The following is a 19,930-nucleotide window of genomic DNA, read 5'->3' on the forward strand; positions in this document are numbered from 1 at the left end:
CCTTTTAGCGCCATTTCCCTTCTTTAGCGAAGCGATTGCGCCGATCCGATAATAAGACGCGCTAAAAAAGGGATAAAAAAAACGGCCGCAAAGGGCCGTTTTTTTCTGCAACTGGTCTAAGCAAAACTTAGAAGCTGTAACCTACGCCAGCAATCCAGGTGCCTACGTCGACGTTACGGATACGGCTCTGCTCGTAACCCACGTCAATAGCGAACTGCTGGTACGGGTTGAACTGCAGACCGGCACCGTAGGAGAAGCCCACGTCGCTGGAATCAGAGTTAGAACGGAAAGTGGTTTCGTTCTGCTGGAATTTACCGTAGCCGATACCTACAACGCCGTAGATGCTCGCCCAGTCGTTCAGACGGTAAGCAGGACCTGCGGTGAAACCGTAGTACTGGCCTTTGTTGTACACGCCAGAATCAGTGCGATCTTTTTCGGTGTAGGTGAAAGAACCGATCCAACCCAGCGGGTTAGAGCCGTCTTCGTAACGGTATTTCAGGTTGAAACCGTTCGCTTTGTTAGCCACGCCCTGATAGTCGGACTGAGCGTAACCGCCGGTGACTGTGCTCTGCGCCATTGCGGAACCCGCAGAAACTGCCAGAACACAAGCCAGTGCTGAAAGACATGCAATTTTTTTCATAACCACCTCAAATGTGATAATACTTCTCTCCTGACAACGCTGAAAATATAACAAAACTTAGCAAGAAACTCTGCCCGCAAATTATTGTCTAACAGAATGTTTGGTGTAACAGAAAGTTAATGAAGCATCCTATGCTATTCATTTTACTTATGATTTTCGTCATTAAACTGCAATGAATTTCTCGCAATAAAAATTGTCCTTTAAGTTAAATCCTAAAAAAACCTGACATTTCTTTACGCTACTGGCCCTGAAACTGCCTGATTTTTGCTCAGTCGTCTGCGGATTTTCCTGATTGTCTCCTCTGCTTTTACTGCTGCTTCGATTAAACTGGGCCTTATAAAGCCTTTCCGCCGATCATCAGGACGCGTTTACAGGATGTCACTTTCTCTCTCGGGTAAAACCTCTGCTCCGGCCGTCTCGGTCGCCGTACTGCTGATAGCGATGCTGTCGCTCCAGGGCGGCGCCTCGCTGGCTAAATCGCTTTTCCCTACGGTAGGCGCCACCGGCATTACCGCGCTGCGTCTCGGCCTCGGTACGCTGATGCTGTGCGCGATCTTCAAACCCTGGCGGCTGCGCTTTACCCGCGAACAGCGTCTGCCGCTGCTGCTGTACGGGCTGGCGCTGGGCTGTATGAACTTTCTGTTTTACCTGTCATTGCGCACCGTGCCGCTCGGCGTCGCGGTGGCGCTGGAGTTTACCGGGCCGCTGACGCTGGCGCTGCTGGGCACGCGCCGCCTGCTCGATTTCATCTGGGTGGTACTGGCGGTGGCCGGACTCTGGTTTCTGCTGCCGTTCGGCGACAGCATGAAAACCATCGATCCGCTGGGCGCGGCGCTGGCGGTGGGCGCGGGCGCCTGCTGGGCGCTCTATATTCTGGCGGGGCCGCGCGCCGGCGCGCAGCACGGCCCGGCGACCGTGGCGATGGGCTCCTTAATCGCTTCCGCGATCTTCGTGCCGCTGGGGCTGACGTTCGCCGAGCCCGGCATCTGGCACTGGAGCGTTATTCCCGTCGCGCTGCTGGTCGCCCTGCTCTCCAGCGCCATCCCCTACGCACTGGAAATGGTGGCGCTGACGCGCCTTCCAGCACGTATTTTCGGCACGCTGATGAGCCTGGAACCGGCGGTAGCGGCGCTGTCGGGCATTTTGTTCCTGGGTGAAACGCTGTCGCTGACGCAGAGCCTGGGTTTGCTGGCGATCATTCTGGCGTCGGCCGGCGCGACGCTGACGCTCAAGCCCAGAAATAAGGCGCTTAAAGAAGTCGAAATATCCCCGCCGCCGCCGCAATAACTTATTCCGCCTGCGTCTAACGCAGGCGAATAATATTCAGCTGCAGCAGGCGGCTTTATTTTAACCAATGGTAAACATTATTATTATCATTCTGAAACATACTGTATGATATCAACCCAGGTAAATTTCTAAACATTTAATATTTAACTATTTTTCCTTAAAACATCTACAACCGGCTTATCTGCTGGCCGTTATTGCCGTTCACTCTTTATCCGTAAATGCTATCTATTTCAGCCATTGATAAGCTCAATCCTGCAAACGCCTAAAGCGCTGCTATACTTATTCCCGTGCTTGATTAGGACAACCCATCAAAGAGAGGATTCATACGATGAGTACCGCAAAACTGGTTAAAACGAACGCTTCCGATCTGCTTTACACCCGTAACGATGTGGCTGATGACGAGAAAAAAGCCACCATCGAGGTGCTCAACCGTCTGGTAGTGGAATTTATCGATCTGTCGCTGATCACCAAGCAGGCGCACTGGAATATGCGCGGCTCCAACTTTATCGGCGTGCATGAAATGCTGGACGGTTTCCGTACCACCATTACCGATCATCAGGACACCATTGCTGAACGCGTTGTACAGTTAGGCGGCGTGGCGCTGGGCACCACTCAGGTCGTTAACGACAGAACGCCTCTGCAGAGCTATCCGCTGAACATTCACAGCGTACAGGACCATCTGAAAGCGCTGGCCGATCGCTACGCCATTGTGGCGAACGATACCCGTAAAGCGATCTCTGAAGTGAAAGACGAAGACACTGCAGATATCTTCACTGCGGCATCGCGCGATCTGGATAAATTCCTGTGGTTTATCGAGTCCAACATCGAATAAGTGTGAATGCACTCATCAGGCGGGGAAACCCGCCTTTTTTATGCCCGCTTAACAGCAAAATTACTATTTTTTGACCTCCATAACATTTCTGAACGCCTCTCCTTCCCTCGCCCAATGCCGCATGCAAAGGTGCATTGCACCAGAATAATCCTATGCACCATTTTGGTGATCGTTTATGGTGCAAAAGTTTTTACCTGTGCAAAATCGTGTCAGCTTTCAGGTTTAACCCATTGATTGTGGTTAAAATGAAAAGTTGGCATAATTTTTTCATATGGTAAGCCGTAAACACCGCCTTCAGGCCGGGTAGTAATAAGGAAAAATGATGAAGTCACTGTTTAAAGTCTCTGTGGCCGCGCTGGCGCTGGCCTTCTCACTCTCTTCCACCGCAGCAGAAAAAAAACTGATCGTTGCCACCGATACCGCGTTCGTTCCTTTTGAATTCAAACAGGGCGATAAGTATGTCGGCTTCGACGTCGACCTGTGGGACGCCATCGCTAAAGAGCTGAAGCTGGACTATACCCTGAAGCCGATGGACTTCAGCGGCATTATCCCTGCTCTGCAGACGCGCAATATCGACCTGGCGCTGGCGGGCATCACCATTACCGACGAGCGTAAAAAAGCGATCGAGTTTTCTGACGGCTACTACAAAAGCGGTCTGCTGGTGATGGTTCGCAACAATGAAAACGACATCAAAGGCATCGACGACCTGAATGGCAAAGTGGTTGCAGTGAAGAGCGGCACCGGTTCGGTCGATTACGCTAAAGCGCATATCAAAACCAAAGATCTGCGTCAGTTCCCGAATATCGACAACGCCTATATGGAGCTGGGCACCAACCGCGCCGACGCGGTGCTGCACGACACGCCAAACATCCTTTACTTTATCAACACCGCAGGCAAAGGCCGCTTTAAAGCGGTCGGCGACTCTATCGAAGCGCAGCAGTACGGCGTCGCGTTCCCGAAAGGCAGCGACGAGCTGCGTGAGAAAGTAAACGGCGCGCTGAAGACCCTGAAAGAGAACGGCACTTACAACCAGATCTACAAAAAATGGTTTGGCAGCGAACCTAAATAATAATTTTTTGTTTCTATTTTGAGCAGGGACGCGTGCCCTGCTTTTTTCCATCGCAACACAACTGGAGTCACACCATGGAGTTTGACTGGAGCGTCATCTGGCCCGCGATGCCGGCGCTGATCGAAGGCGCGAAAATGACCCTGCTGATCTCGGTGCTCGGCCTGGTCGGCGGGCTGATTATCGGCCTGGTCGCCGGCTTCGCCCGCGCCTACGGCGGCTGGATCGCCAACAACCTCGCGCTGGTCTTTATTGAGATCATCCGCGGCACCCCTATCGTGGTGCAGGTAATGTTTATCTACTTCGCGCTGCCGATGGCCTTCCCCGATCTGCGCATCGATCCCTTCACCGCTGCGGTGGTGACCATCATGATCAACTCTGGCGCCTATATCGCCGAGATCACGCGCGGCGCGGTGCTGTCGATCAATAAAGGCTTCCGCGAAGCGGGCCTGGCGCTGGGGCTGTCGCGTCGTGAAACCCTGCGCTACGTGATTATGCCGCTGGCGCTGCGCCGCATGCTGCCGCCGCTCGGCAACCAGTGGATCGTCAGCATCAAAGATACCTCGCTGTTTATCGTTATCGGCATGGCGGAACTGACGCGTCAGGGCCAGGAGATCATCGCCGGCAACTTCCGCGCGCTGGAGATCTGGAGCGCTGTGGCGATTATCTACCTTGTGATTACGCTGGTGTTGAGCTTTGTGCTGCGCCGCATCGAGAAAAGGATGAAAATCCTGTGATTGAATTTAAAAACGTTTCAAAGAGCTTTGGCACCACCCAGGTGCTGCACGATATCAACCTGAAGATTAATCAGGGCGAGGTGGTAGTGATTATCGGGCCGTCCGGCTCCGGCAAATCGACGCTGCTGCGCTGCATCAACAAGCTGGAAGAGATCACCAGCGGCGATCTGATCGTCGACGGCCTGAAGGTCAACGATCCCAAAGTAGACGAGCGTCTGATCCGTCAGGAAGCGGGCATGGTGTTCCAGCAGTTTCATCTGTTCCCGCAGATGAGCGCGCTGGATAACGTAGCCTTTGGCCCGATTCGCGTGCGCGGCGCGAAGAAAGAGGATGCGCATACGCTGGCGCGCCAGCTGCTGGCGAAGGTCGGCCTGGCCGAGCGCGCGCACCACTTTCCTTCCGAGCTTTCCGGCGGCCAGCAGCAGCGCGTCGCCATCGCCCGCGCGCTGGCGGTAAAGCCGAAGCTGATGCTGTTCGACGAGCCGACCTCCGCGCTGGATCCCGAACTGCGCCACGAGGTGCTGAAGGTGATGCAGGATCTGGCGGAAGAAGGCATGACCATGGTGATCGTCACCCATGAAGTCGGCTTCGCGCAGAAAGTCGCGTCGCGCCTGATCTTTATCGATAAAGGCACTATCGCGGAAGATGGCGATCCCGATGCGCTGATTACCCAGCCGCCGAGCGATCGCCTGCGCGAGTTCCTGCAGCACGTTTCCTGATTTTCCGGGCCGACATCTGTCGGCCCGTCGCTTTATCCCGCCTTTCCTGAACCGTACGATTAATGCCTTTCTGACCATTCACGCCCGGCGCCTGACTATACTTCTCCACCTGTGAGCCAGAGGTTGCTAAGGAGAAAGCCATGTCGTCAGCCCACAACTATTGTCGCCTGGTGCGGCAAGGGATCGCGCTGTTGCTGCTTTACTGTTTTACGCTGCCCGCCGCGCTGGCGGTCACGCTGCCGCAGGCGGCGGTGGCGGCGCAGCAGTCGTCCGGCAGCGCCAGCGGCGCGCAAAACGAGCCGACGCTCGACGAGAAAAAAGCCGCTTACGCTGCGCTGGCGAATATTCTGGAAGACGATCGGTCGCGCGCAGAGCTGATTAACCAGCTGCGCGGCGCCTCCAGCGCAGCGGCGAAAGACAACGCGCCTGCGCTGGCGCCGCCGACCGAAGAAGAAGATAAAACCGTGCTGCAGGGCGTGACGGACGTCACCCGCGAGTTCGGCGGCAACGTAGCGCAAAAGTTCGCCCGCCTGCATGACAATATCGTCGACGCGCCGCATAAGGCGTTCAACCCGGAGACCTTCTTCAACGCGCTGCGCCACTTCGTGGTGCTGGCGGCGGCGCTGTTCGCCTTTTACTGGCTGCTGCGCCGCGCGATGTCGCCGCTCTATCGCCGTATGGGCCGCTGGGGACGCGCCAGGAACCACGAGCAGCATAACTGGCTGCAGCTGCCGGCGGCGATTATCGGCGCCTTCGCGATCGACCTGCTGATGCTGGCGCTGACGCTGTTTGTCGGTCAAATCCTCAGCGACAACTATCACGGCGACAGCCGCACTATCGCCTATCAGCAAGGGTTGTTCCTCAACGCCTTCGCGCTGATTGAGTTTTTTAAAGCGGTGCTGCGCCTGATTTTTTGTCCCGGCTTCGCCGACCTGCGCTTCTTTCATCTCAGTGACGGGCGCGCCCGCTACTGGAGTACGCGCTTAAGCTGGCTCTCCGGGCTGATCGGCTACGGGCTGCTGGTGATCGTGCCGATTGTCTCCAATCAGGTTAACGTGCAGGTCGCGGCCGTGGTCAACGTATTGATTATGGGGATCATGACCGGCTGGGCGCTGTTTCTTATCTTTACCAACCGCCGCGCGATTCATTTCGCGCTGCAGGCGTTGTCGGATCGCAGTATGGCCTTTTTCGCCTTTTTTATCCGCGCCTTCGCGCTGGTGTGGCACTGGCTGGCAAGCGCCTACTTTATCGCGCTGTTCCTGCTTTCTATTTTCAATCCCGGCGACAGCCTGAAATTTATGATGGCGGCCACGGTGCGCACGCTGGCGATTATCGGCATTGCCGCCTTCGTCTCCGGCATCCTGACGCGCTGGATAGGCAAAACCATTACGCTGTCGGCCGACCTGCGCCGCAACTATCCGGCGCTGCAAAAGCGCGTCAACGACTGGGTGAAGGCGCTGCTGAAGCTGGCGCGCGTCGTCACGGTGTTCGCCACGCTGCTGCTGCTGCTTAACGCCTGGAACCTGTTCGATCTCTGGCACTGGCTCACGGTGGGTGCCGGAGAGAAGATGGTGGATGTGCTGATCCGCATCGTGATGATCCTGCTGTTCTCGGCGATAGGCTGGACGGTGCTGGCGAGCCTGATTGAGAGCCGGCTCGCCTCCGACTCGCACGGCCGCCCGATGCCGAGCGCCCGCACCCGCACGCTGCTGACGCTGTTCCGCAACGCGCTGGCGGTGGTGATCAGCACCATTACCATCATGATTCTGCTGTCGGAAATCGGCGTCAATATTGCGCCGCTGCTGGCGGGCGCGGGCGCCCTCGGCCTGGCGGTCTCATTCGGTTCGCAAACCCTGGTGAAGGATATTATCACCGGCATCTTTATCCAGTTCGAGAACGGCATGAATACCGGCGATCTGGTGACTATTGGCGCCATCACCGGCACGGTAGAGCGGATGTCGATTCGCTCGGTCGGCGTGCGTCAGGATACCGGCGCCTATCACATCATTCCCTGGTCTTCGATCACCACCTTCGCCAACTTCGTGCGCGGCATCGGCTCTTTTGTGGCGAATTATGACGTCGAGCGCGGCGAGGATAGCGAGCGGGTGAATCGCGTGCTACAGGAGGCGGTGGATGAGCTGCTGAAGAATACGGATATTCGCGGCATGGTGATTGGCGAACCGAACTTCGCCGGTCTGGTGGGCTTAACTAACCAGGCCTTTACCGTGCGCGTCTCCTTTACCACCCAGCCGCTAAAGCAGTGGACGGTGCGCTTCGCGCTGGACAGCATGGTGAAGAAACATTTCGACGCGGCCGGGATTAAAGCGCCGCGCCAGACGGTCGAGGTGATGCAGACCGGCAGCAGCGTGGCGAGCGCGGCCGCCCTGCCCGCGCTGCCGGCACCGGAGTAAGGCTATTTCGCCAGCCGCTGCGCGCGCGTCGCGGCTGGTATAAAGCTCCAGGCGAGGAAACGACTCTGCTTCTGCCCCTGCGCCATATTCACCACCCGCACCTCCGCCGCATCGAGCGCCTGCAGCTGTTTTTCCAGCGCGGGCAGGTTCTCGCGGCGCGACACCAGCGAAGTGAACCAGACGCATTGGCGCGCCAGCGCCGCGCTCTCGGCAATCATCTTGCCGACGAACGCTTTTTCGCCGCCTTCGCACCACAGCTCGTTATGCTGACCGCCGAAGTTGAGCGGCGTGGCGCTCTCCAGCTTCAGATTACGCGTTTTACGCTGCGAGGCGCCCGCCGCTTCCGCCGCCGAGGCGTGGAACGGCGGGTTGCAGATCACCGCGTGAAAAAATTCATTTTTATTCACTACGCCCGCCAGCACTGCCTGCGGATCTTTCTGCCGACGCAGGCGAATCGCGCGCTGTAATCCGGGATTGGCCGCCACGATACGGCTGGCCGCCTTCAGCGCCGCCTCGTCGATATCGGTGCCGGTAAAGCGCCAGCCATACTCCGCCTGGCCGATTAGCGGGTAGATGCAGTTTGCGCCGCAGCCGATATCCAGAATATCCGCCTGCGGGATCGTGCCGCGATTGTCCAGCGCCAGCAGATCGGCCAGATAGTGCAGGTAATCAGCGCGGCCCGGCACCGGCGGACAGAGCGCGCCGGGCGCCAGCTGCCACTCGATGCCGTAAAAAAGCTTCAGCAGCGCCTGGTTGAGCAGCATTACCGCCTCCGCGTCGGCAAAATCGATCGACTGCGCGCCGTAGCCGTTGGGTCGAACTTTGGCCGCCAGCGGCGGATGCGCGGCGGTTAAGGCGGCAAAGTCATATTCGCCCTGATGGCGGTTGCGGGCGTGGAATAAATTACTGGCTGGCTTGTTCATGGCGTCTCCCGTTTTGCAGGCGCGTACAATACGCCGCAGCGCCGGGAAAAGAAAGCCGCACAATCCGCTTACACATTTCTTCCCGATGCAGCCGATGCTGTAGCGCTAAGATATTGTTAACACTTCGCTACGGGATAAAAGATGACGCATAAACGCTACTCCTACCAGCCGCGCGCTGGCCACGGCCTGCCGCACGACCCGCTGAATGCCATTATCGGGCCGCGCCCCATCGGCTGGATCAGTTCGATTTCCGCGGCGGGCCAGCGCAACCTGGCGCCCTACAGCTTCTTCAACTGCTTTAACTACCATCCGCCGATCATCGGCTTCGCCAGCAGCGGCTGGAAAGACAGCGTGCGCAATATCAGCGAAAGCAAAGAGTTCGTCTGGAACCTCGCGACGCGCTCGCTGGCGGAAGCGATGAACGAGAGTTCGGCGTCGGTGCCGCCGGAGCAGGATGAGTTCGCGCTGGCGGGCGTCACGCCGCTGGCCGCCTCGCAGGTGAAGGCGAGCCTGGTGGCGGAAAGCCCGGTGAATTTCGAATGTCGCCTGACGCAGCTGATCCAGCTGCAGGATGCACAGGGCAACCCGCTCGACAGCTGGCTGGTGCTGGGCGAAGCGATCGCCATTCATATCGACGAGTCGCTGCTGGATGAGGGGATTTACCAGACGGCGCGCGCCCAGCCTATTCTGCGCGCCGGCGGGCCGAGCGCCTATTACGGCATCAGCGAAAACGAGCGCTTCGACCTGATGCGGCCGGACGCGCGCCGCGGCTAAGCGCGGCGCGCCGCCCGCTACCGGCTTTTGCCGCGCGCGATAAAACTTTGCATAAGCGGCTTCAGCACCTTCTGCAGCGCTGAAGCCCGCTCCTGCCGCCAGGCGAACGGCGGCGTCTCCTCCATATAGTTCCGCTGCGCCAGCTCCAGCTGCACCGCCTCGACCTGCTCCTCCGGCTGACCATAGGCGCGCGTAATGTAGCCGCCCTTAAAGCGTCCGTTCACCACCCAACTGTAGTCGCTCTGCGCCGCGCAGACCGCTTCCAGCCCCTGCGTGACTTCAGGACGGCAGCTTTTGCCATCGTTGGTGCCGATATTGAGATCCGGCAGACGCCCCTCAAAGAGTCGTGGGATGACGCTGGCGATGGAGTGAGCGTCAAACAGCAGCGCGTAGCCGTGTTCCGCCTTCAGACGCGCCAGCTCCTGCTGGATCTGCTGATGATAGGGCTGCCAGATATCGCGGAGATAGCCTTCGCGCTGCGCCGCAGAGGGCGTCTGGCCCGGCGTGAAGGTCGGCGAGCCGTCGAACAGGGTTTCTGGAAAGAGTCCGGTAGTGGCCGTGGCGTAGAGCGGCTGATTGTCCGGCGGACGATTCAGGTCGATAACGAAACGCGAATAGCGGCCGATCAGCACGCTGGCGCCCAGATCGCGCACAAAATCGAACAGCAGCGGAATATGCCAGTCGGTATCGGGCAGGCCACGCGCCGCCTCGCTCAGCCCCGCTTCCACCTCCGGCGTAAGCTGCGTGCCAGCGTGAGGAATGCTGACCAGCAGCGGCAGGCTGCCTGGCGTAAAGTCAAAAGGTGTCATTGCGCTTCTCCGCGATAGATAACGGTACAGGGCAGCTCGCCGCCCAGCCAGTAAACCAGTTCCGCCGGACGCGCCAGCGGCCAGTGGACGAAGTTCGCCACTTTGCCCGCCTCCAGCGAGCCGTGCGTCTGCTGCAGCCCCAGCGCTTTCGCGCCCCAGAGCGTGACGCCCGCCAGCGCCTCTTCCGGCGTCATGCCGAACAGCGTGCAGCCCATATTGAGCATCAGGCGCAGCGACAGCGCAGGCGAGGTGCCGGGATTGGCGTCGCTGGCCAGCGCCATGGGCACGCCGTGCTGGCGAAACAGCGCCACCGGCGGCCGTTGGGTTTCGCGCAGCAGATAGAAGGCGCCGGGCAGCAGCACCGCCACCGTGCCGCGCTCGCCCATCGCCCGCGCGTCCTCTTCGGTAGCATATTCCAGGTGGTCGGCGGAGAGCGCGCCGTAGCCCGCCGCCAGCCGCGCGCCGCCCATCGAAGAGAGCTGCTCGGCATGCAGTTTCACCGGCAGGCCAAGCTCCACGGCCTTATCGAACACGCGCGCTACCTGCGCCGGAGAAAAGGCCAGATGCTCGCAGAAGGCGTCCACCGCGTCCGCCAGCCCGTTGGCTTTCACCTGCGGCAGAATGCGCTGGCAAATCAGATCGACCCAGCCGTCGGGATCCTGTTTAAACTCCGGCGGAAAGGCGTGCGCCGCCAGGCAGGTCGCCAGCACGTCAACGGGCGCGCTTTCGCCTAACTGGCGGATAGCGCTCAGCATCCGCAGCTCGCTCGCCTCATCCAGCCCGTAGCCCGATTTAATCTCTACCGTGGTGACCCCTTCCGCCAGCAATCGGTCGAGCCGCCAGCGCGCCGACGCCACCAGTGACGCCTCGCTGGCTTCGCGCGTGGCGCGCACCGTCGAGAGAATGCCGCCGCCCTGCGCGGCGATCTCGGCGTAGCTGACGCCGTTGAGGCGCTGCTCAAACTCTGCGCTGCGGTCGCCGCCGAACACCAGGTGGGTATGGCAGTCAATCAGTCCTGGCGTCAGGATGCCGCCGTCGAAGCGGTGCTGCTGACGCGGCGTAAAATCGGGCATCTCTGCGCGCGGCCCTACCCACACCAGCCGGTCGCCTGTGACCGCCAGCGCGCCATCCTCGATGATGTGATATTTGCCTTCGCGCATGGTGACCAGATCGGCCCCCAGCCACAGGCTGTCGATCGCTTTGCTTTCCGCCATTGCGCTTTCTCCCGTTGCGGACGATTTACTCCGCCTTTTAAAGTATGTATATGTATATACAACTACAGCCGGTGAGGATCAACTATGGCAACCTTTTTTGCTCCACGCGCGCTGCTGGCCGACGGCTGGCGACATCAGGTGCGCATTACCGTTAACGACGCCGGCATCATTGAGCGCGTCACGCCCGACAGCGACGCACACGACGCTATCCGCCTGCCCGGCGCAACCCTTCCCTCTGTCGCTAACCTGCACTCGCACGCCTTTCAACGCGCCATGGCCGGGCTGGCGGAGGTCGCGGGCGATCCCCAGGATAGCTTCTGGACCTGGCGCGACCTGATGTATCGCATGGTGCAGCGCCTGACGCCGGAGCAGGTCGGCGCTATCGCCGCGTATCTCTATATCGACATGCTGAAAGGCGGCTATACCCAGGTGGCGGAGTTTCACTATCTCCATCACGATCCCAGCGGCGCGCCCTACGCGCAGGACGAGATGCTGCAGCAGCTGATGCAGGCCGCCGACATCGCCGGCATCGGCCAGACGCTGCTGCCGGTGCTCTACAGCCACAGCGGCTTCGGCGCGCAGCCGCCGCTGCCGGGACAAAAACGTTTTATTCAGCAAACCGACGCCTGGCTGCGTCAGCAGGAACGGCTGGCGGCGAGCGTGCGCGATAAGCCGCTGCTTAATCGCGGCCTCTGCTTTCACTCGCTGCGCGCGGTGAGCGAAACGCAGATGCGCGAGGCGCTGGCCGCGAGCGATACCGCGCTGCCGGTGCATATCCACATCGCCGAGCAGGAGAAAGAGGTCAACGACTGCCTGGCCTGGAGCGGCGAGCGGCCGGTGGAGTGGCTGCTTAACCGCTTTGAAGTCGATGCGCGCTGGTGCCTGATCCACGCCACGCATCTCGACGCGCGCGAAATCGCGCAGCTCGCCGCCAGCCGCGCGGTGGCCGGTCTCTGCCCGACCACCGAAGCTAATCTCGGCGACGGCATCTTCCCGGCGGCTGAGTTTATCGCCCAGGGCGGACGCTGGGGCATCGGCTCCGACAGCCATGTTTCCCTCAGCGCGCTGGAGGAGCTGCGCTGGCTCGAATATGGCCAGCGGCTACGCGATCGCCGCCGTAACCGCATCACCACGGCGGAGCAGCCCTCGGTAGGCGATCTGCTGTGGCGCGGCGCGGCGCTCGGCGGCGCGCAGGCGTGCGGCGTTGCGCTCGGCGAACTGTCGCCGGGTAAACGCGCTGACTGGCTGGTGCTGGCGGAGGATGAATGGCTCGACAGCGTGGGCGACGAGGCGCTGCTCAACCGCTGGCTGTTTGCCGGACAGCGCGAACAGATCCGCGAAGTATGGGTCGCGGGTCGCGCGGTGATCGAGGCGGGACGCCACGCCGCAGAAGAGCGCTGCGCGGCCGCGTTTCGCCAGGCGATGGCGGCGCTGCGATGAGAACGCGCTTCTGTTATGCCGACCTTCCGGTCAGCCGCTGGCGCAACGGCGGCGGCGAGACGCGCGAAATCGTCAGCTATCCGCCGGGCGAAGCGGATTTCGCCTGGCGCGCCAGTATCGCCACCCTCGCCCACGACGGCGATTTCTCGCGCTTTCCCGGCATCGATCGGGTGATTACGCTGCTGCGCGGTGATGAGGTGCGGCTCAGCGCGCCCGACGCGACCCACCGGCTGAAGCCGCTTCAGCCGTGGCGCTTTTCCGGCGAATGGGCCATCCACGCCGCGCTGCAGGGGGAAAGCGAAGATTTTAACATCATGACGCGGCGCGACAGCTGGGCGGCGGAGGTAGCGGTGACCGCGCAGGCGGCGGCCAGCCTGCACGGCGTCGCCTGGACGATCGCCGGCGAATGGCGGCTGGATAACGGCGAACGGTTAGGCGTCGCGCAAGGCGTCTGGTGGCTGGATGAGGAGACGCGGCTGACGCCGGTCACGCCAGGTGCGCAGCTGCTGCTGACGCGTCTTAGCCGTGTCCCTTAAAGCGGCCGAGCAGCTTATAGCGCGATCCTGGATAGAGCAGGCGCGCGTAGGTGACGATTTTGGTGTCGCTCCAGGTCTGGCGTCGAATCAGCAGGCAGGGCTCGTGCTCATCCAGCGACAGATATTTACGCTGGCGCGCGTCTGGCAGCACCGCTTCGACAATATGCTCGCCTGCGGTGAGCGGCGCCACCTGCATCAGATAGGTATAGGGCGTAAGCCGATGGTAATCCTGGCTCAGGTAATCGGGCGCCACCAGCGGATTGACCAGGCGATCCTCCAGCTGTACCGGCAGATCGTCCTCATAGTGCACAATCAGCGAATGAAATAAGGTTTGACCGGTGCTTAAGCCAAGTACCGCCGCCTGCTCGGGATCGGCTTTATTCTGGCCGATCGCGAGGATCTGGCAGCGATGCTGGTGGCCGCGCTGGGCGATCTCGTCCGCGATGTTATGCACTTCAAGCATCGCCGTGTAGCCTTTCATCTCGGCGACGAAGGTGCCGACGCCCTGCATCCGCACCAGAAACCCTTCGCTGGTCAGTTCGCGCAGCGCGCGGTTGATGGTCATGCGGCTGACGCCCAGCTCGTTGACCAGCTCGCTTTCAGACGGCACGCGCTGGTTCGCCTTCCAGCTGCCCGCGCGGATCTGGCTAACGATCGCCTGCTTGACGCGCTGATAGATTGGGGCTGGCTCATCGCTCATCGCGGCCGCCAGCTGCGCTATTGCCGAATGCTCGACCATATTCATTTCCTTATCACGGTAGTGCCTGAAGTTTACTGTCTTGCGGCGTAAATGTATATACATCCTCAGCCCCGCCCGTCTCGCTATCGCACGCCAGCTGAGCACGCTAATTTGTGATCGCGCTGGCATAGCAAATGCTTATAGCTTGCCAGTTGTATAGACAAGAATAGACACTTGTGGTTCACTCGATTTCATTCGCTGCGCAGAGTGAAAACGGTTCAGGTTTTTGCTTAACGCGCTTACTTGTATAGACAGGAGTAGACTATGTCAGGTTCGGCTCAGGCGATGCGCCTGGTTCCCGGTAAAGTGGATCTTGCCGCGCTGCGCAGGATATATCAGGGCGGCGTGACGCTCACGCTCGATGAGCAGGCGCAGGAAGCTATCCTGCGCGCGCAGCAGACCGTGGATGAGATTGTCGCTTCCGGCAAGGTGGTATACGGCATCAATACCGGCTTCGGCAAGCTGGCGCAGACGCAAATCCCCGCCGCCCGCCTTGCGGAACTGCAGCGTAATCTGGTGCTGTCGCACAGCGTCGGCCTGGGCGCTCTGCTGCCCGACAACGTAACGCGCCTGGTGATGGCGACCAAAATCATCAGCCTGGCGCGCGGCCATTCCGGCGTGCGTATCGCACTGATCGACGCGCTGCTGACGCTGTTTAACGCAGGCGTGATGCCCTGTATTCCGGAAAAAGGCTCGGTCGGCGCGTCCGGCGATCTGGCGCCGCTCGCCCATCTCTCCCTGATGCTGCTCGGCGAAGGCCAGGTGCGTGTCGAGGGCGCGCTGATCCCCGCGCGCGACGGCCTGGCCTCCGTTGGGCTGGAACCCTTCGTGCTCGGCCCGAAAGAGGGTCTGGCGCTGCTTAACGGCACCCAGGTGTCGACCGCGCTGGCGCTGCGCGGCCTGTTCGAGGCGGAAAACCTGATGGCCGCCGGGCTGGTAGCGGGCGCGCTGTCGCTGGAGGCGATTAAAGGCTCGCTGAAACCTTACGACGCGCGCATTCATCAGGCGCGTGGCCAGCGCGGGCAAATCGCGGTGGCCGCCGCCGTCGAGACGCTGATCAACGGCAGCGAAATTCTTGGTTCGCACGCTAACTGCGGCCGGGTGCAGGACCCCTACTCGGTGCGCTGCGTACCGCAGGTAATGGGCGCCTGCCTCGACAATCTTACTCACGCCGCGCGCGTGCTGCAGATTGAATCCAACGCCGCTTCCGATAACCCGCTGGTGTTCAGCGACAGCGGCGATGTCATCTCCGGCGGCAATTTCCACGCCGAGCCGGTGGCCTTCGCCGCCGACATTATCGCGCTGGCGGTGGCGGAGATCGGCGCCATTTCCGAACGCCGCATGGCGCTGCTGCTCGACACCGGTCTTTCTGGCCTGCCGCCCTTTCTGGTGCGCGACGGCGGCGTCAACTCCGGCTTTATGATTGCGCAGGTCACCGCCGCCGCGCTGGCCTCAGAGAATAAATCGCTGGCGCATCCGGGCAGCGTCGACAGCCTGCCAACCTCCGCCAATCAGGAAGATCACGTCTCGATGGCGACCTATGCGGCGCGGCGCCTCGGCAGCATGTGCTTTAACACCGCCGCAGTGGTCGGTATCGAAGCGATGGCGGCGGCGCAGGGCATCGAGTTCCATCGTCCGCTGCAAAGCTCCGCCCTGCTTGAGCATGAGATTAGCCGTATTCGTCAGCAGGTTGCCTTCCTTGAGGAAGACCGCCTGCTGGCGCCCGATATCGACGCCATGCGTCTGTGGGCCAGCCGTAGCGACTGGCCCGATTTTCTCACGGCGCTGCTGCCCAGCCAGCAGACCGTCTCTTCTGGTGAATAAGGAATCTGCTATGAGCGAAACTCTCTCCCAGGCCGTGGCGCGCGAAGTGCGTGCGCCGCACGGCACTACGCTGCACTGCGCCAACTGGCTGATCGAAGCCGCCTGGCGCATGATCCAGAATAACCTCGATCCCGACGTGGCCGAGCGGCCTGAAGATCTGGTGGTTTACGGCGGCATCGGCAAAGCGGCGCGCAACTGGGAATGCTTTGAACAGATCCTGCGCTCGCTGGAGCTGCTGCAGCCCGACGAAACCCTGCTGATCCAGTCGGGCAAGCCCGTCGGCGTCTTCCGCACCCACGCCGACGCGCCGCGCGTGCTGCTGGCGAACTCCAACCTGGTACCGCACTGGGCCAACTGGGATCATTTTCACGAGCTGGATAAGGCCGGGCTGATGATGTACGGCCAGATGACCGCCGGTTCGTGGATCTATATCGGCGCGCAGGGCATCGTGCAGGGCACCTATGAAACCTTCGTCGAAGCGGGCCGCCAGCACTATAACGGCGATCTGGCCGGACGCTGGATCCTGACCGCCGGTCTGGGCGGCATGGGGGGCGCGCAGCCGCTGGCGGGCGTGCTGGCGGGCGCCTGCGTGCTGGCCATCGAGTGTCAGGAGTCGCGCATCGATTTTCGTCTGCGCACCCGCTATGTCGATCACAAAGCCTACACGCTGGACGAGGCGCTGACGCTGATTGAAGAGGCGACGCGGGCGAAACAGGCGATCTCCGTCGGCCTGCTGGGCAACGCCGCCGAGATCCTGCCGGAGATGGTGAAACGCGCCCGCGCGGGCGGCCTGAAGCCCGATATCGTGACCGATCAGACCTCCGCGCACGACCCGATAAACGGCTATCTGCCGATCGGCTGGGACGTGGCGCGCTGGCAGTCCGAACGCGCCAGCGCGCCGAAAGCGGTGGAAAAAGCGGCGCGCGCCTCAATGGCGGTGCACGTGCAGGCAATGCTCGACTTCTGCCATATGGGCATCCCCACGGTGGACTACGGCAATAATATTCGCCAGGTGGCGCTGGACGAGGGCGTCGAGAACGCCTTTGATTTCCCGGGTTTCGTGCCGGCCTATATTCGTCCGCTGTTCTGCGAGGGCAAAGGGCCGTTCCGCTGGGTAGCGCTGTCGGGCGATCCGGAAGATATCTACAAAACGGATGCGAAGCTCAAGGAGCTGTTTCCGCAGCATAAAAGCCTGCATCGCTGGCTCGATATGGCGCAGGAGCGCATCGCCTTTCAGGGCCTGCCGGCGCGTATCTGCTGGTTGGGGCTCGGCGAGCGCCATCTGGCCGGACTGGCGTTCAACGAGATGGTGCGCAACGGCGAGCTGAAAGCGCCGATTGTGATTGGCCGCGATCATCTCGACTGCGGTTCCGTCGCCTCGCCGAACCGCGAAACCGAGTCGATGAAGGATGGTTCCGACGCGGTGTCCGACTGGCCGCTGCTTAACGCCCTGCTGAATACCGCGGGCGGCGCGACCTGGGTGAGCCTGCACCACGGCGGCGGCGTCGGCATGGGCTTTTCGCAGCATGCGGGCGTGGTAATTGTCTGCGACGGCAGCGAGCAGGCCGACCAGCGTCTGAGCCGCGTGCTGTGGAACGATCCCGCCACGGGCGTGATGCGCCATGCGGATGCCGGGTATGAGCGCGCCCAGGCCTGCGCGGCCGAACACGGGCTTAATCTGCCGATGGTGAAGTGAGGGACGCCGGGCCGGGCGCGGGCGGCGGCGGGTTCCGTCCCGCCTGACGGGGTTGCCTGCTGCGCAGGCGGCGCTGAGCGGGTTCCGCCCGCTGGGTAGTTGGCCAGCTGCGCAGGCGGGCGCTGAGCGGGTTCCCCCGCTGGCGGGGTTGCCTGCTGCGCAGGCGGCTCTGAGCGGGTTCCGCCTGCCAGGCGGCAGGGAGTTTCAGCCGCTCCGCTGCTGGCGTGCGTGTTAAGGGGCTCGCCAGCCCCTTAACAATCCCGGCTTCCGGCAGCCTCCACGCCGCGCTCCGCGCGGTCCCTTCGTTGCTTACGTCGGCCGCACGGACCGCGCGGATTCGACCTATTCGCCCCATCCCTGGGGCTCACCCCTTCGGGGCCAGCGCTTTGCGCGGTGCAAAAACGCTCCCGGCGTTTTTGTCCTGTCTCATGCCGCGCTCTCGCCGACGTCCTGTCGGCTCGTCCTGGCCGCCATGCGCGCCTCAGCGTGTCGGATGCCTCTACTAACCCCCGCCTGTGATTTCCTGGCTTTTCATTAACTACGGCATCATCTGAATGCATGTCTCATGCTTTCAACGGCGAAGTTGCGTCTTCAATAATCAGGACGTACAGCGGGGGTTGTGGGGGCCATCGCAGCCGCTGAGCGAAGGAAGGATTTCAGGATGAGGCGACAGGACGTCGCCGAAAGCGCGGGCCAGGCCAGGACGGCCTGTCCTGCGCGGTCCGTCAGAAATCCTGACGAAGCGAAGGGACCCGCGCAGCGGGCGGGTGAGCTGGCCCGGGGCGCGGGTGCAGGGCCGGCGCCTACCGGCCCTGCTCGGTCGCCCGCAGCGGGAGAAATGAAACTCCCTCGCTGTCAGGCGAACGAAACACGCACAGCGTCACCTGCGCAACAGGCTGCCGGGCCTGTTGCGCGCCTTAGCACGAGCTAACCTCATCGCTTTAGCGCCGCACGCGCCGCGCGCAAAAGGCAAGCGGGGCCGCTACCCCGCACCGCCCCAGCCGGTCCGCTGCCCCTTATTCCCTTTGGTTCTGACCTATAGCCAAATTCCCACTCCGGAAGATAGACGCGCCTGCGCCTTGCCACTAAAGTGGAGACTCATCACTACAGGAGCGCGATTCCGCATGACCCTATCCCCTGCCCTGCTCGACAAAGCCCAACACTGGCGTCATCAGCTGCACCGCGAACCGGAACTCGGTTATCAGGAGCATAAAACCAGCGATCTGGTCGCGCAGGAGCTGGAAATGGCGGGGCTACAGGTGCATCGCGGGCTGGCAGGCACCGGCGTGGTCGGCACGCTGCGCAACGGCGACGGCCCGGTTATCGGACTGCGCGCCGATATGGACGCCCTGCCCATCACCGAAAAAGGCAACCCGCAATGGCGCTCTGCGCGTCAGGGCGTGATGCACGCCTGCGGCCACGACGGCCATACCTCGATATTGCTGGCGGCAGCGCTGCAGCTGGCGGCCACGCGTCGCTTTCGCGGCACGGTGCACTTTATCTTTCAGCCCGCCGAGGAGAATCTGGGCGGCGCGCGCAAAATGGTGGAAGAGGGTCTGTTTCAGCGCTTCCCTATGGATGCGATCTATGCGCTGCATAACTGGCCGGGCATGCCGGTGGGATCGCTGGCGGTCAATCCCGGCGCGATGATGGCGTCGCTCGACTCGTTTGAAATAACCCTGACCGGCAAAAGCTGCCACGCGGCAATGCCGGAAAGCGGCGCCGATCCGATGGTGGTGGCCGCCGAACTGATTCTGGCGCTGCAAACCATTCCCTCGCGCCGCCTCTCGCCGCTCGCCTCGGCGGTGGTCAGCGTCACGCAGATCCACGGCGGCGAAGCGATTAACGTCATTCCGGAAACGCTGGTGCTGCGCGGTACGGTGCGATGTTTGCAGACCGACGTACGCAACAAGGTACGCGGTCTGATCGAAGAATTTGTCACTACTCTGCCGCGCCCGTTCGGCGTCAGCGGCGCTGTGCACTGGTTTCCCGGCTATCCGGTCACCGCCAACCACGCCGAACCCGCTGAGCAGGTACGCATGGCGGCGCAGCAGATGCTGGGCGAAGAGCAGGTCCACTGGCAGGTGAATCCCTCTATGGCGTCGGAAGATTTCGCCTGCATGCTTGATGTCTGTCCCGGCGCCTATTTCTGGCTGGGCGCCGATGGCGCGACGCCTTCTGCACCGCTGCACAATGCCGAATATGACTTTAACGACGCGCTAATCCCGCTGGGCGTGACGTTCTGGCAGCGCCTGGTCGAACAGGCGCTGCCGCAAGGCTAAC

At 61.5% G+C, this 19,930-nt stretch carries 17 protein-coding genes; 12 read left to right on the forward strand and 5 right to left on the reverse strand.

Annotated elements, in window-relative coordinates; all coding sequences use genetic code 11:
- Positions 1-127 precede the first annotated feature (127 nt).
- On the reverse strand, positions 128-640 hold the full coding sequence (gene ompX / locus PVE98_RS13345) for an outer membrane protein OmpX (protein ID WP_033751446.1): 513 nt from the start codon (positions 638-640) through the stop codon (positions 128-130).
- Positions 641-1,015: 375 nt separating this feature from the next.
- Between ompX and rhtA the strand changes: the two genes are divergently transcribed.
- The 6 genes from rhtA to ybiO all read left to right on the forward strand — a co-directional run bounded on the left by rhtA (position 1,016) and on the right by ybiO (position 7,692).
- Positions 1,016-1,927: a threonine/homoserine exporter RhtA gene (gene rhtA, locus PVE98_RS13350; protein WP_096072856.1), complete on the forward strand. Its 912-nt coding sequence runs from the start codon at positions 1,016-1,018 to the stop codon at positions 1,925-1,927.
- A 328-nt stretch (positions 1,928-2,255) separates the two neighbouring features.
- Entirely contained in the window at positions 2,256-2,759 is a 504-nt protein-coding gene (gene dps, locus PVE98_RS13355) for a DNA starvation/stationary phase protection protein Dps (RefSeq protein ID WP_033751449.1), read from the forward strand.
- Between the two features lie 322 nt (positions 2,760-3,081).
- Complete coding sequence (gene glnH, locus PVE98_RS13360; protein ID WP_033751452.1) at positions 3,082-3,828, forward strand: glutamine ABC transporter substrate-binding protein GlnH; 747 nt, start codon at positions 3,082-3,084, stop codon at positions 3,826-3,828.
- Positions 3,829-3,902: 74 nt separating this feature from the next.
- On the forward strand, positions 3,903-4,562 hold the full coding sequence (glnP, locus tag PVE98_RS13365) for a glutamine ABC transporter permease GlnP (protein WP_033751454.1): 660 nt from the start codon (positions 3,903-3,905) through the stop codon (positions 4,560-4,562).
- Complete coding sequence (glnQ, locus tag PVE98_RS13370; RefSeq protein ID WP_033751456.1) at positions 4,559-5,281, forward strand: glutamine ABC transporter ATP-binding protein GlnQ; 723 nt, start codon at positions 4,559-4,561, stop codon at positions 5,279-5,281. The genes glnP and glnQ overlap by 4 nt, the downstream gene beginning before the upstream one ends.
- 140 nt (positions 5,282-5,421) lie before the next feature.
- Positions 5,422-7,692 (forward strand): mechanosensitive channel protein, encoded by a 2,271-nt coding sequence (ybiO, locus tag PVE98_RS13375; RefSeq protein WP_096072855.1) that lies wholly within the window; start codon positions 5,422-5,424, stop codon positions 7,690-7,692.
- A 2-nt stretch (positions 7,693-7,694) separates the two neighbouring features.
- Here the strand turns inward: ybiO and rlmF are convergent, their stop codons facing one another.
- Complete coding sequence (rlmF, locus tag PVE98_RS13380; RefSeq protein ID WP_096072854.1) at positions 7,695-8,615, reverse strand: 23S rRNA (adenine(1618)-N(6))-methyltransferase RlmF; 921 nt, start codon at positions 8,613-8,615, stop codon at positions 7,695-7,697.
- 141 nt (positions 8,616-8,756) lie between these two features.
- Here rlmF and PVE98_RS13385 point away from each other — a divergent pair, with 141 nt between their 5' ends.
- On the forward strand, positions 8,757-9,389 hold the full coding sequence (locus tag PVE98_RS13385) for a flavin reductase family protein (protein ID WP_033751462.1): 633 nt from the start codon (positions 8,757-8,759) through the stop codon (positions 9,387-9,389).
- A gap of 17 nt (positions 9,390-9,406) precedes the next feature.
- Here the strand turns inward: PVE98_RS13385 and hutG are convergent, their stop codons facing one another.
- Together hutG and hutI are read right to left on the reverse strand one after the other, a co-directional pair.
- Positions 9,407-10,198 (reverse strand): N-formylglutamate deformylase, encoded by a 792-nt coding sequence (hutG, locus tag PVE98_RS13390; RefSeq protein ID WP_096072853.1) that lies wholly within the window; start codon positions 10,196-10,198, stop codon positions 9,407-9,409.
- Complete coding sequence (gene hutI, locus PVE98_RS13395; RefSeq protein ID WP_096072852.1) at positions 10,195-11,412, reverse strand: imidazolonepropionase; 1,218 nt, start codon at positions 11,410-11,412, stop codon at positions 10,195-10,197. The genes hutG and hutI overlap by 4 nt, the downstream gene beginning before the upstream one ends.
- Before the next feature lie 84 nt (positions 11,413-11,496).
- Here hutI and PVE98_RS13400 point away from each other — a divergent pair, with 84 nt between their 5' ends.
- Both PVE98_RS13400 and PVE98_RS13405 read left to right on the forward strand, forming a co-directional pair.
- The gene (locus tag PVE98_RS13400) at positions 11,497-12,852 is read left to right on the forward strand and encodes a formimidoylglutamate deiminase (protein ID WP_096072851.1); all 1,356 of its coding nucleotides are present in this window, start codon (positions 11,497-11,499) and stop codon (positions 12,850-12,852) included.
- Positions 12,849-13,388 carry a HutD family protein gene (locus tag PVE98_RS13405; protein WP_096072850.1) on the forward strand — a complete coding sequence of 180 codons (540 nt, stop codon included), beginning with the start codon at positions 12,849-12,851 and terminating at the stop codon, positions 13,386-13,388. Before PVE98_RS13400 ends, PVE98_RS13405 begins: the two co-directional genes overlap by 4 nt.
- Here the strand turns inward: PVE98_RS13405 and hutC are convergent.
- On the reverse strand, positions 13,372-14,127 hold the full coding sequence (gene hutC, locus PVE98_RS13410; protein ID WP_033751474.1) for a histidine utilization repressor: 756 nt from the start codon (positions 14,125-14,127) through the stop codon (positions 13,372-13,374). The genes PVE98_RS13405 and hutC overlap by 17 nt on opposite strands.
- 264 nt (positions 14,128-14,391) lie before the next feature.
- On the opposite strand from hutC, the gene hutH reads away from it, so the two are divergent.
- The 3 genes from hutH (at position 14,392) to PVE98_RS13425 (ending at position 19,929) form a co-directional block, all read left to right on the forward strand.
- Positions 14,392-15,951, forward strand: coding sequence for a histidine ammonia-lyase (hutH, locus tag PVE98_RS13415; protein WP_096072849.1), 1,560 nt, complete (start codon positions 14,392-14,394; stop codon positions 15,949-15,951).
- A gap of 10 nt (positions 15,952-15,961) precedes the next feature.
- Positions 15,962-17,647 carry a urocanate hydratase gene (gene hutU / locus PVE98_RS13420; RefSeq protein ID WP_096072848.1) on the forward strand — a complete coding sequence of 562 codons (1,686 nt, stop codon included), beginning with the start codon at positions 15,962-15,964 and terminating at the stop codon, positions 17,645-17,647.
- Between the two features lie 1,124 nt (positions 17,648-18,771).
- The gene (locus PVE98_RS13425) at positions 18,772-19,929 is read left to right on the forward strand and encodes a M20 aminoacylase family protein (protein WP_096072847.1); all 1,158 of its coding nucleotides are present in this window, start codon (positions 18,772-18,774) and stop codon (positions 19,927-19,929) included.
- Position 19,930: the final 1 nt, after the last annotated feature.

The organism is Pantoea sp. GABEPS69 (genome assembly GCF_045780835.1).
Lineage (GTDB): Bacteria > Pseudomonadota > Gammaproteobacteria > Enterobacterales > Enterobacteriaceae > Pantoea > Pantoea septica.